The 12,485-nt window shown below is 59.7% G+C and carries 9 protein-coding genes and 1 pseudogene; 3 read left to right on the forward strand and 7 right to left on the reverse strand.

Annotation, left to right across the window (positions count from 1 at the left end; translation table 11 throughout):
• Positions 1-54 precede the first annotated feature (54 nt).
• From BM110_RS00840 to BM110_RS00855, 4 genes are all read right to left on the reverse strand, one after another.
• On the reverse strand, positions 55-291 hold the full coding sequence (locus BM110_RS00840; protein ID WP_092247372.1) for a DUF1653 domain-containing protein: 237 nt from the start codon (positions 289-291) through the stop codon (positions 55-57).
• Between the two features lie 98 nt (positions 292-389).
• Positions 390-1,565: an acetyl-CoA C-acyltransferase FadA gene (gene fadA, locus BM110_RS00845; protein ID WP_016975260.1), complete on the reverse strand. Its 1,176-nt coding sequence runs from the start codon at positions 1,563-1,565 to the stop codon at positions 390-392.
• A gap of 29 nt (positions 1,566-1,594) precedes the next feature.
• Positions 1,595-3,742 (reverse strand): fatty acid oxidation complex subunit alpha FadB, encoded by a 2,148-nt coding sequence (gene fadB / locus BM110_RS00850; RefSeq protein WP_093512006.1) that lies wholly within the window; start codon positions 3,740-3,742, stop codon positions 1,595-1,597.
• A gap of 448 nt (positions 3,743-4,190) precedes the next feature.
• Positions 4,191-4,628, reverse strand: a complete 438-nt coding sequence (locus BM110_RS00855; protein WP_071489006.1) for a hypothetical protein — start codon at positions 4,626-4,628, stop codon at positions 4,191-4,193.
• A 106-nt stretch (positions 4,629-4,734) separates the two neighbouring features.
• Here BM110_RS00855 and BM110_RS00860 point away from each other — a divergent pair, with 106 nt between their 5' ends.
• Positions 4,735-5,175 (forward strand): universal stress protein, encoded by a 441-nt coding sequence (locus BM110_RS00860; RefSeq protein ID WP_092247369.1) that lies wholly within the window; start codon positions 4,735-4,737, stop codon positions 5,173-5,175.
• A gap of 105 nt (positions 5,176-5,280) precedes the next feature.
• Here BM110_RS00860 and BM110_RS00865 read toward each other — a convergent pair whose 3' ends face one another.
• Positions 5,281-7,203 carry an ATP-binding cassette domain-containing protein gene (locus BM110_RS00865; protein ID WP_092247366.1) on the reverse strand — a complete coding sequence of 641 codons (1,923 nt, stop codon included), beginning with the start codon at positions 7,201-7,203 and terminating at the stop codon, positions 5,281-5,283.
• Between the two features lie 212 nt (positions 7,204-7,415).
• On the opposite strand from BM110_RS00865, the gene BM110_RS00870 reads away from it, so the two are divergent.
• The gene (locus BM110_RS00870; protein WP_071489003.1) at positions 7,416-9,344 is read left to right on the forward strand and encodes a transglycosylase SLT domain-containing protein; all 1,929 of its coding nucleotides are present in this window, start codon (positions 7,416-7,418) and stop codon (positions 9,342-9,344) included.
• An 88-nt stretch (positions 9,345-9,432) separates the two neighbouring features.
• Here the strand turns inward: BM110_RS00870 and BM110_RS00875 are convergent.
• A pseudogene (locus tag BM110_RS00875) lies at positions 9,433-10,197 on the reverse strand (Fic family protein); the annotation flags it as partial.
• Between the two features lie 63 nt (positions 10,198-10,260).
• Positions 10,261-12,036 carry an ABC transporter transmembrane domain-containing protein gene (locus BM110_RS00880; RefSeq protein WP_175486702.1) on the reverse strand — a complete coding sequence of 592 codons (1,776 nt, stop codon included), beginning with the start codon at positions 12,034-12,036 and terminating at the stop codon, positions 10,261-10,263.
• A gap of 236 nt (positions 12,037-12,272) precedes the next feature.
• Between BM110_RS00880 and BM110_RS29515 the strand changes: the two genes are divergently transcribed.
• Positions 12,273-12,446, forward strand: a complete 174-nt coding sequence (locus BM110_RS29515; protein WP_170856100.1) for a PA1571 family protein — start codon at positions 12,273-12,275, stop codon at positions 12,444-12,446.
• The last annotated feature ends 39 nt before the right edge of the window (positions 12,447-12,485 follow it).

The raw sequence follows: 12,485 nt of genomic DNA on the forward strand, positions 1-12,485 counted from the left end.
TATATATAGTGGCAACAAGGTGAGGTCAAGCGCAGCAGTCTGCGCGACCTGCCGTTATTGCCCTGAAAAAAGACTGGGTTCGGCCTGGACCAAAGCAAAGCGCGGGACCTGCTCGCCGTCAACTTCGACGGTCTCCAGGAACATGCTCAACGGGCGCACCCAAAAGCCGTAATCGCCATACAGAGCTTGATAGAACACGACTTCTTCTGCGGTCTCGGAGTGGCGCGCCACACTGAAAACACGGTACTGCGGACCTTTATAATGTTGATAGAGCCCTGGTTCGACTTTCATGCTCTGGCCCTCTTACAAAATTTGTTGAAAAAAAATATTAAAAATTCCAAAAAACAAAAAACCGGGGCACTGGGCCCCGGCTTCCGTCACCCCAACGCTTAGACGCGTTCGAAGACGGTGGAAATGCCTTGGCCGAGACCAATGCACATGGTTGCAACCCCGAGGTTGCCGCCATTTTGCTTCATCACGTTAAGCAAAGTGCCAGAAATCCGCGCACCGGAGCAACCGAATGGGTGGCCCAGGGCAATCGCGCCGCCGTGCAGGTTAACCTTCTCATTCATCTTGTCGAGTACTTTCAAATCTTTCAGCACTGGCAGGGCCTGTGCGGCGAAAGCTTCGTTGAGCTCGAAGAAGTCGATGTCGTTGATGGTCAGGCCCGCGCGCTTCAAGGCTTTTTGTGTGGCCGGTACTGGACCATAGCCCATGATTGCCGGGTCCACACCCGCCACCGCCATCGAACGGATCACGGCCAGCGGCTGGATACCCAGGTCCTGGGCACGCTGCGCCGACATCACGATCATGCATGAGGCACCGTCCGTGATTTGCGACGAGGTACCGGCTGTCACGGTGCCGCCCTTTGGATTGAAGGCCGGCTTGAGCGCCGCCAGGCTTTCCAGGGTGGTGTCCGGACGAATGGTTTCGTCGTAGTCGAACAGTTTGAGGAAACCGTTCTCGTCGTAGCCGTTCATCGGGATGATTTCATCCTTGAACTTGCCTTCCACGGTCGCCTTGTGGGCCAACTGGTGGGAGCGCAGGCCGAACGCGTCCTGGGCTTCGCGGGTAATGCCGTGCATTTTGCCGAGCATTTCCGCGGTCAGGCCCATCATGCCCGAGGCTTTTGCCGCGTACAGCGACATGTGCGGGTTAGGGTCGACGCCGTGCATCATGCTGACGTGGCCCATGTGCTCCACGCCACCGACTACGAACACATCACCGTTGCCGGTCATGATCGCCTGGGCGGCGGTGTGCAGCGCGCTCATCGACGAACCGCACAAGCGGCTGACGGTCTGGCCGGCAGCAGTATGCGGGATCTGGGTCATCAACGACGCCATGCGCGCGATGTTCCAGCCCTGCTCCAGGGTCTGGTTGACGCAGCCCCAGATCACGTCCTCGACTTCGTTCGGGTCGACCTTGACGTTGCGTTCCAGCAATTTGCTGATCAGGTGCGCCGACATGTCTTCGGCACGGGTGTTGCGGTGCATGCCGCCCTTGGAGCGGCCCATCGGTGTGCGACCGAAGTCGACAATCACCACGTCTCTTGGATTCAAGCTCATAAATATTCTCGCTCTAGTCGTCTGGGCGCTTAACCGAAGAAGCTCTGGCCGTTCTTGGCCATTTCACGCAGCTTCGCGGTCGGGTGGTACAGCGGGCCCAGATCAGCGTATTTGTCAGCCAGGGCAACGAACTCGGCCACACCGATGGAATCGATGTAGCGCAGTGCACCACCACGGAATGGAGGGAAACCAATACCGTACACCAGGCCCATATCGGCTTCGGCGGCGGTTTCTACGATACCGTCTTCCAGGCAACGCACGGTTTCCAGGCACAGGGCGATCATCATCCAGTTGATGATGTCTTCGTCGGACACCTCACGCTGCTCGTAGATGACCGGTGCCAGCACTTCGTGCACGGACGGGTCGGCCACTTTCTTCTGCTTGCCCTTCTTGTCCGCCTCGTAGGCGTAGAAGCCCTTGCCGTTCTTCTGGCCCAGGCGCTTGGCCTCGTATAGCGCGTCGATCGCCGAGCGGCGGTCGTCTTTCATGCGGTCCGGGAAGCCTTCAGCCATCACGTCGCGGCCGTGGTGGCCAGTGTCGATGCCGACCACGTCCATCAGGTACGCCGGGCCCATCGGCCAGCCGAATTTTTCCATGACCTTGTCGATGCGCACGAAGTCCACGCCAGCGCTGACCAACTTGGCGAAACCACCGAAGTACGGGAACAGCACGCGGTTGACCAGGAAGCCCGGGCAGTCATTGACTACGATCGGGTTCTTGCCCATTTTCTTGGCGTAGGCAACGGTAGTGGCCACGGCCAGCTCGCTGGACTTCTCGCCACGGATCACTTCCACCAGCGGCATCATGTGCACCGGGTTGAAGAAGTGCATGCCGACGAAGTTTTCCGGACGCTTGAGGGCCTTGGCCAGCAGCGAGATGGAAATGGTCGAAGTGTTGGACGCCAGGATAGTGTCGTCTTTGACCTGGGCTTCCACTTCAGCCAGTACGGCTTGCTTGACCTTCGGGTTCTCGACAACCGCTTCGACCACCAGGTCGACATGGCCGAAATCACCGTAGGACAGCGTAGGACGAATGCCGTTGAGCACTTCAGCCATCTTCGCTGCGGTCATACGACCTTTGTCCACACGACCGACCAGCAGCTTGGCGGCTTCCGCCAGACCTTGTTCGATGCCGTGCTCGTTGATGTCTTTCATCAGGATCGGCGTGCCTTTGGACGCCGACTGATAGGCGATACCGCCGCCCATGATACCGGCGCCGAGTACGGCAGCCTGTTTCACGTCGCGGGCGATTTCGTCGTAGGCCTTGGCCTTCTTCTTCAGTTCCTGATCGTTCAGGAACAGGCCGATCAGGCTCTGGGCCGCCGAGGTCTTCGCCAGTTTGACGAAGCCCGCCGCTTCCACTTCCAGGGCCTTGTCGCGCCCAAAGTTCGCGGCTTTCTGGATGGTCTTGATCGCTTCAACCGGCGCTGGGTAGTTCGGGCCGGCCTGGCCAGCCACGAAACCCTTGGCGGTTTCGAACGACATCATCTGTTCGATGGCGTTGAGCTTGAGTTTTTCCAGTTTCGGCTGACGTTTGGCCTTGTAGTCAAACTCGCCGCTGATGGCGCCCTTGATCAGGTTCAGTGCGGCTTCGGCCAGCTTGTTCGGAGCGACAACTGCGTCGACGGCACCGACTTTCAGGGCGTCTTCAGCCTTGTTTTCCTTACCGGCGGCGATCCACTCGATGGCATTGTCGGCACCGATCAGGCGCGGCAAACGTACGGTGCCGCCAAAACCTGGGTAGATGCCCAGCTTGACTTCGGGCAGGCCGATCTTGGCAGTGGCGGACATGACGCGGAAGTCTGCCGCCAGGCACATTTCCAGGCCGCCGCCCAACGCGATGCCGTTGATGGCAGCGACGGTCGGTACGTTGAGGTCTTCGAAATCGCTGAAAATCTTGTTGGCTTCGAGGTTGCCAGCCACCAGCTCGGCATCGGGCAGCTTGAAGTTGTCGACGAATTCGGTGATGTCAGCGCCGACGATGAACACGTCCTTGCCGCTGGAAACGATCACGCCCTTAACCGAAGCATCTGCTTTGATGGTGTCTACGGCCTGACGCAATTCATTCAGGGTTAGACGGTTGAACTTGTTGACGGACTCACCCTTGAGGTCGAATTTCAATTCGACGATGCCACTTTCAAGAGCCTTAACCGTGATGGCTTTACCTTCGTAAATCATCAACTGATCTCCACGATATGGAAGCTGAACAGTACACATTGGACGCTGGCCTATGGGTTGGACATTGATGAAATCGTCAATGTTCACGCCAATCCGCCAGGCACACCCGCCAATGCGATAGTCGGGATTCTGTATGAGTCGTCTGACAGACAAACGCTCAATTCATACGCCCGTTTGATTTGGGTACGCCACCTTCATCCAATTCCGGGCAATTGTCAATCGCTCCAAAGGCTAGGAAAAACGCGACTTTCCAGTCAGTTCAGAACCTCACGCCCACGCCCGCGCATTATCAATATTTGAATATTCACGAAATCAATAATAGAAAAGATGTGGGAAAAGGCTGTACAGAATGAGATATGCGACTAGGCTAGCCGCAACCAACGATTTACCGGCCTGCCTGGCCAACTCCAGCCCGATGATGACTGTCGGGCTTTTTATTGCCTGCGATTCAGGCCAACGCCTTGAGCAGCGCATCGATATCCTTCAACACGCTCGCCTCGCCCTTCTCGCCCCAATACAAGGCGATCATCTGCTTGTCTGCCTCGACCTTGTAGACGTTGGCCGGCAGCGTCGCAAAATGCGGCAACAACTTTTCATCGACGCACACTTCGCGCCATTGATTGACCCACACACCTGGATCCAACTGCCAATAACACCATATCGCCGGCGTGCTGCCGCGTCGTGGCCGACAGTACTGCGCGCAAGGGCTCGGCGGCTCCTGCTTGAGCCAGTGCGGCCACTCCTGGGGCGCCAATTGCATGGCCAGGCCGATACGGCGCGCCTCCATGCGCAGGGCCATGCGCCCGCTCTGGTGGCGCGACGGGCGCAACCATGCCAGGGGGCTCAGCAGCACCACAAGGATTGACACCACTATCCAGACCGTCATATGTGTACTCCCGAATTTACAGATGAGCGGATTTGATCTGACGCAACCCCATCCGCTTGAAAGCAGCCATACTGAATCTATTGCAGTCCCCCTGGAGGAACGCCTCATGCCCTACCAACATATTCTGGTCGCTGTCGATCTGACCGAAGAGTGCGATCCAGTGATCAAGCGCGCGCAGGAATCTGCATTGGCCAATGGTGCGGTGCTGTCGCTGGTGCATATCGTCGAGCCCATGGCCATGGCCTTTGGCGGTGACGTTCCGATGGACCTTTCCCAGTTGCAGCAACAACAATTCGACCAGGCCAAGGAGCGTCTGGACCGCTTGATTCTCAAGTACCCGCACCTGAAAAAGGAAGACTGCCACCTGACCTACGGCCAACCGCGCCAGGAAATCCACCACCTGGCCAAGGAAAAAGGTTGTGATCTGATCGTGGTCGGCAGCCATGGCCGTCATGGGCTCGCATTGCTGCTAGGCTCCACGGCCAACGATGTACTGCATGGTGCGCCATGCGATGTGCTGGCGGTGAAGCTGCTCAAAAGCTCGTAAGACCAACAGGGGGTTTGCCCCCTGCCACATTTTGAATCGCATTTCATATGAAAAACCCGGTGTTCATCCAAATGAACACCGGGTTTTTCAATGCATTTGGATCAATCAGGCATCCAACTCAGCCCAACGCTCGACCAACACTTCCAGCTCCTGGTTCAGTTTCTCCAGGGAAGCGATGACCTCGGCGGTTTCCGCCGCCGGACGCAGGTAGAACCCCGCGTCAGCCATTTGCGCTTCTACCGCGGCAATCTGCTGTTCCTTGGCATCGATATCACCCGGCAAGGCTTCCAGCTCACGCTGCAGCTTGTAGCTGAGTTTCTTCCTGGTCGCCGGCGCAGCGTCCTGGGCCGGTGCAGCAGCAGCGACCACCGGGGTCACGACGGCGGAGTTCAAGTCGGCTTTGCCGGACTTGCTCTCGGTCACGCCCAGCAATCGCGGGGAACCGCCCTGGCGCAGCCAGTCCTGGTAACCACCGACGTATTCACGCACCTTGCCCTCACCTTCGAAGACCAGGGTGCTGGTAACCACGTTGTCGAGGAATGCCCGGTCGTGGCTCACCATCAGCACGGTGCCGTTGAAGGTCAGCAGCACTTCTTCCAACAGTTCGAGGGTTTCCACGTCGAGGTCGTTGGTCGGTTCGTCGAGGACCAGCAGGTTGGCCGGCTTGCTGAACAGCTTGGCCAGCAGCAGGCGCGCACGCTCACCACCGGACAAGGCTTTCACCGGGGTACGCGCACGCTGCGGGCTGAACAGGAAGTCGCCCAGGTAGCTGAGCACGTGACGGCTCTGGCCGTCGATATCGATAAAGTCGCGGCCTTCGGCGACGTTGTCGATCACGGTTTTTTCCAGGTCCAACTGATGGCGCAACTGGTCGAAGTAGGCCACGTCGATCCGCGTGCCCTCCTCCACTTTACCGCTGGTCGGCTGCAGGCCGTTGAGCATCAGCTTGAGCAAGGTGGTCTTGCCGGTGCCGTTGGCGCCCAGCAGGCCGATACGGTCACCGCGCTGCAGGACCATGGAGAAGTCCTTGATCAGGAACGGGCCGTCCGGGTGATGGAAGCTGACGTTCTCCAGCACCATCACCTGCTTGCCCGACTTGTCGGCGGTGTCCAGTTGGATATTGGCCTTGCCGGTACGCTCGCGACGCTCGCTGCGCTCGACACGCAGGGCTTTAAGGGCGCGTACGCGGCCTTCGTTACGGGTGCGGCGGGCCTTGATGCCCTGGCGGATCCAGACTTCTTCCTGGGCCAGTTTCTTGTCGAACAGCGCGTTGGCGGTTTCTTCGGCGGCCAGCGCGGCTTCCTTGTGCACCAGGAAGCTGGCGTAGTCGCCGTTCCAGTCGATCAGGCCGCCACGGTCCAGTTCCAGGATGCGCGTTGCCAGGTTCTGCAGGAAGGAACGGTCGTGCGTGATGAACAGCACGGCGCCCTGGAACTCCTTGAGGGCTTCTTCCAGCCAGGCAATCGCGCCGATGTCCAAGTGGTTGGTCGGTTCGTCGAGCAGCAGCAGGTCCGGCTCGGACACCAACGCCTGGGCCAGCAGCACGCGACGACGCCAGCCGCCGGACAACTCGGCGAGGGTCTTGTCCGCCGGCAGTTGCAGGCGACTCAGGGTACTGTCGACCAATTGCTGCAAGCGCCAGCCATCACGAGCTTCCAGGTCTTGCTGGACGTGCATCAGCTTGTTCAGGTCATCTTCGGTGACACAGTTCTGTGCCAGGTGATGGTATTCGGCGAGCAGTGCGCCAACGCCGTCGAGGCCTTCGGCAACCACGTCGAACACTGTCCGTCCGTCGGCCACCGGCAATTCTTGCGGCAATTCGCCGATCTTGAGGCCCGGCGCGCGCCATACGGAGCCGTCATCGGGCTTCTGATCGCCCTTGACCAGCTTCATCATGCTGGATTTGCCGGTGCCGTTGCGGCCGATGATGCACACCCGCTCACCACGGGCGATCTGCCAGGACACCTTGTCCAACAACGGCATGGCGCCGAAAGCAAGGGACACATCGCTGAATTTGAGCAGGGTCATACGCTTCTCCAAAAACTGGGCGCGCATTCTACCTGAGTTAGGGGCTGAGGCGGCCGGGATTTTCTCAGTCGACATACTCTGAGAGACATTTCCGAGGAACTTGAACGAAGCGGCGGTCAAAGCTTTCATCGGCGTCAGGCAAAAGGCTAAGCTAGGGGCAATCAGTGTCGGCGGCGCCGGCACTTGTCCAGATTCCTCTGCACGGACGTCTCATGCGCAGTCGCCTTTTCAACTTTTTATCTTGTCTGCTTCTTTCCGCCACCGCCGTCCAATCCGCCCAGGCCGTGGACCTCACCACCCAACGTCAATATTACGATGAAGCCAAACGCGCCCTGGCCAAGGGCGATACAGGCCCGTACATGCAATACAGCCAGGCCTTGGCCGACTACCCGCTGACGCCCTACCTGGCCTACGACGAACTGACCGCTCGCCTGAAAACCGCGAGCAACCAGGAAATCGAGCAATTCCTCGCCAAAAACGGCGACCTGCCCCAGGCCAACTGGATGAAACTGCGCTGGTTGCGCTGGTTGGCCGAGCGCGGCGACTGGCAGACCTTTGAAAAGTACTACGACTCCAAGCTCAATTTCGTCGAACTGGACTGCCTGCACGGCCAGTACCAGCTCACCCATAATCTGAAGGCCGAAGGCTACAAGACCGCCGAAAAACTCTGGATGACCGGCAAGTCTCAACCGGCTGCCTGCGATGTCACCTTTGGCCAATGGGCGGCTGACGGCCAACTCACCGAACAGAAGATCTGGGACCGCGCCAAGCTCGCCGCCGAAGCACGCAACTACGCGCTGGCCAACAGCCTGGTAAAAACCCTGCGCACGCTGGGCCCTCAAGGCCGCCTGATGGTGGACGTGGCGCAAAAGCCCGACATGCTCAGTGACCCATCGCGCTTCCTGCCGGCCACCGAGGCCATGTCTGACGCCGTGGGCCTGGGCCTGCGTCGCCTGGCACGCCAGGATCCGGACAAGGCCATGGCCCTGCTCGATGGCTACGCCAGCAGCATGCACTTCTCCCGTGACGAAAAAGTGTCGATCGCCCGGGAAATCGGTCTCACCCTGGCCAAGCGCTATGACCCGCGCGCCCTGGAGGTGATGACCAAGTACGATCCCGAGTTGCGCGACAACACTGTGTCCGAGTGGCGCCTGCGCCTGCTGCTGCGCCTGGCCCGCTGGGAAGACGCCTACCAGTTGACCCGCAAACTGCCACAAGACCTGGCCACCACCAATCGCTGGCGCTACTGGCAGGCCCGCAGCCTGGAACTGGCCGAGCCGAAGAACCCGCAAGCGCTGGTCCTGTACAAGCACCTGGCGCAGGAGCGTGACTTCTATGGGTTCCTGGCCGCTGATCGCTCCAAGGCGCCGTACCAGTTGAAGAACAAACCGTTGCTGATGAGCCAGGCGCTGGTCAACAAGGTACGCAATACCCCGGGCGTGCGTCGTGCACTGGAGTTCTACGCACGTGGCCAGGTGGTGGATGGCCGCCGTGAGTGGTACCACGTCAGCCGTCACTTCAACCGTGACGAAATGGTCGCCCAGGCCAAGCTGGCCTACGACATGAAGTGGTACTTCCCGGCCATCCGCACCATCAGCCAGGCGCAGTACTGGGACGACCTGGACATCCGCTTCCCGATGGCCCACCGCGATACCCTGGTGCGTGAAGCCAAGGTGCGCGGCCTGCATTCCAGCTGGGTGTTCGCAATCACTCGCCAGGAAAGCGCCTTCATGGACGACGCCCGCTCCGGCGTCGGCGCCAGCGGCCTGATGCAACTGATGCCCGGCACCGCCAAGGAAACCGCACGCAAGTTCAGCATCCCCCTGGCCTCCCCGGCCCAGGTGCTGGACCCGGATAAAAACATCCAGCTCGGCGCCGCCTACCTGAGCCAGGTGCACAGCCAGTTCAACGGCAACCGCGTGCTCGCCTCCGCCGCCTACAACGCCGGACCGGGTCGCGTACGCCAGTGGCTGCGCGGCGCCGATCACCTGAGTTTCGATGTGTGGGTGGAGAGCATCCCGTTCGACGAAACCCGTCAGTATGTGCAGAACGTGCTGTCTTACTCGGTGATCTACGGGCAGAAGCTCAACTCACCGCAACCGCTGGTGGATTGGCATGAGCGGTACTTTGATGATCAGTAACAGGAGAAGCTTCAAGCGGTAAGATTGAAGTTTCGATAGAAATGCCCGCATTGAGAGATGCGGGCATTTTTTATGGGGCGCCAGGACGTTCACTTTGCACAGCTTCGGCTAAAGCCAGGTTCAACGCCTGCAGCATGAACTCAACGAACGGGGTCGCTTCCGCTTGCTGGTCGGCTGCCGACAGCGCGGCGTAGTAAGCATCCTGTTGTTCCCGAATCACAGCTTCCACCGGCAGGTAAGCCAATACAGGACGCCACTGGCTAAGAATCAACGTTTGCCAGAGTCGTCCCATCCGCCCATTTCCGTCGGCAAATGGATGGATAAACTCGAATTCATAATGAAATACGCAACTGGCGATCAACGGGTGCCAATTGGAAACAGCCAGCCATTGCAGCAAATCGTCCACAAGATGTGTGACACGGCTGGCGGGCGGTGCCATATGAACCAATTGCTCACCACGATAGATGCCGACTCCTGACTGCCGGAATCGACCCGCATCATCGATCAATCCAAACATCAGCAATTCATGCGCCTTGAGAAAGTCAACTCGATCGCTCGGACTCCACTGCGTCATAGCCTCGTAAGTGGCAAATGCATTACGCACTTCCTGGATTTCCCGAGGCAGGCCCAACACTCGTTTACCTTCCAGAACGGCAGTCACTTGCTCGACGCTGAGAGTATTGTTCTCGATAGCCAATGAGGCCTGGATGGTGCGAATGCGATTGCCACGCCTGAGCTGAGGCGTTTGGCGATTATCATCACCGACTGAAAGTTGACCTATCTGCTCACTGATATCGGCTACCAGGGTGAGCATCTTTGTAGTCAGGGTCAACGGAGGTTGATAACGGCTCATGTCCTCATCCAGCTCAATCACGAAAAAACACATGATGCCTCAAGGGCGCCGCATTGCGCAGCTTCAATCAATTTCCACCCCATCATTGAACTGCAACGCCGCCAACCTTGCATACAACGCATTGCTCGCAATCAACTGCTGATGCGTCCCCACTGCCACCAGCTTGCCCTGGTCCATCACGGCAATGCGGTCGGCGTTCTTCACCGTGGCCAGTCGATGGGCGATCACGAGGGTGGTGCGCCCTTGCATCAGTTGCGGCAGCGCTTGCTGGATCAGGTGTTCACTCTGGGCATCGAGGGCGCTGGTGGCTTCGTCCAGCAGCAGGATCGGTGCGTCCACCAGCAAGGCGCGGGCGATGGCCAGGCGCTGGCGTTGACCGCCGGAGAGGCCCATGCCGCCGTCGCCCAGGTGGGTCTGGTAGCCGTCGGGCATTTGCAGGATGAAATCGTGGGCGTGGGCAATGCGCGCCGCCGCTTCGACCTGTTCCTGGGTGGCCGTCGGGTGGCCGTAGCGGATGTTCTCTTCGACGCTGCCAAAGAACAGCGCCGGGCTCTGGGACACCAGGGCGAAGTGGCGGCGCAGGTCCATGGGGTCGAGTTCGGTCAGCGGGTGGCCTTCAATCAGGATGCGGCCTTGCTGGGGGTCGTAGAAGCGCAACAGCAGGTCGAAGATCGTCGATTTGCCCGCACCGGATGGGCCGACCAACGCCAGGGTTTCACCAGGATTGATGGTCAGGTTCAGGCCGTCGATGGCGTAGCTGTCCGGCCGTGAAGGGTAGGAAAAGCGCAGGTCCTGCAGTTCCATGCGCCCGCTGACCCGGGCCGGCAGTCGGACAGTACCGGCGACCGGCGCCTGGATGTCGTTGCTCGACTGCAGCAACTCGCCAATGCGCTCGGCGGCACCGGCGGCACGTTGCAGCTCGCCGAGCACCTCGCTGAGGGTGCCGACCGCACTGCCGACGATCAGGCTGTAGAACACAAACGCCGCCAGTTCACCGCCGGAAATGCGCCCGCTGATCACGTCCATGCCGCCGACCCACAACATCACGCCCACGGCACCGAGTACCAGCATGATCACCAGGGTAATCAGCCAGGCCCGCTGGGTGATGCGCTTGCGCGCGGTGGTGAAGGCGTCTTCCACGGTCACGGCGAAGCGCTGTTCGTCCTGCACCTGGTGGTTGTACGCCTGCACGGTCTTGATCTGGCCGAGGGTCTCGGACACATAGCTGCCCACATCGGCGATGCGGTCCTGGCTCTGACGCGACAGACTGCGCACCCGGCGGCCGAAGATCAGGATCGGCGCCAGCACCAGCGGCAGCGCCACCACCACGATGCTGGTGAGCTTGGGATTGGTGACAAACAGCAGCACGATACCGCCGATGACCATCAAGGCATTGCGCAGGAACAACGACAGCGAGGAACCGATCACCGATTGCAGCAGCGTGGTATCAGTGGTCAGCCGCGACTGGATTTCCGAACTGCGGTTGTTCTCATAGAAGCCCGGATGCAGGTAGATCAGGTGGTTGAACACCTGCCGGCGAATATCCGCGACCACCCGTTCGCCGATCCACGACACCAGGTAGAACCGCGCAAAGGTGCCGACCGCCAGGCCCAGCACCAGGATCATGAACAGCCCGATGGACTGATTGAGCAGGTGCGGTGACTGCGTCATGAACCCCTGGTCCACCAGCAGGCGGATGCCCTGCCCCATGGACAAGGTGATGCCAGCCGTGACGATCAGCGCCAACAGGGCGCCAAGCGCCTGCCAGCGGTAGGGCGCGATGAAGCGACTGGCCAGGCGAATGGCACGGCGTTGGCGGACTGAGAACATGGAGGGCATCACCGATAAGGAGTCTGTATACCTACATGGGGGGAACTTGGGCGAATAGCAATGAGTCAGGTTAATTATGCCCGCCGATGCTGATCCCTAGAGGCTATCGGTCTAACCCCCGGCTGGAAATATGTATCGGTTTCTGGTGGACTGGGTGTTCGAACCGCTGACCTGGCAGGGAGTTGTAACAGCCTGGTCACGCGCGGGTTTTAGAATAGGTACACAACCTGATGAGGAGACAGGCCATGACCTTGCAGAACAGCAGCGATGCCAAGATTGAAGTGATCCGCCAGCAGCAGCAGTTGCCTTGCTCGTACATCGATGCCCAGGGCCGCGAAGTGCAGATCACCGAAAAGATGATCCAGCAAGCGTGCAGCGAACTGGAACAGCGACTGGTCAAGCCTGCACAGCAAGGCTGAAGCGCCCACGCTCGTTCAAACCCGGCCCTGGTGGCCGGG

This window comes from Pseudomonas sp. NFPP28, from assembly GCF_900115535.1.
Lineage (GTDB): Bacteria > Pseudomonadota > Gammaproteobacteria > Pseudomonadales > Pseudomonadaceae > Aquipseudomonas > Aquipseudomonas extremorientalis.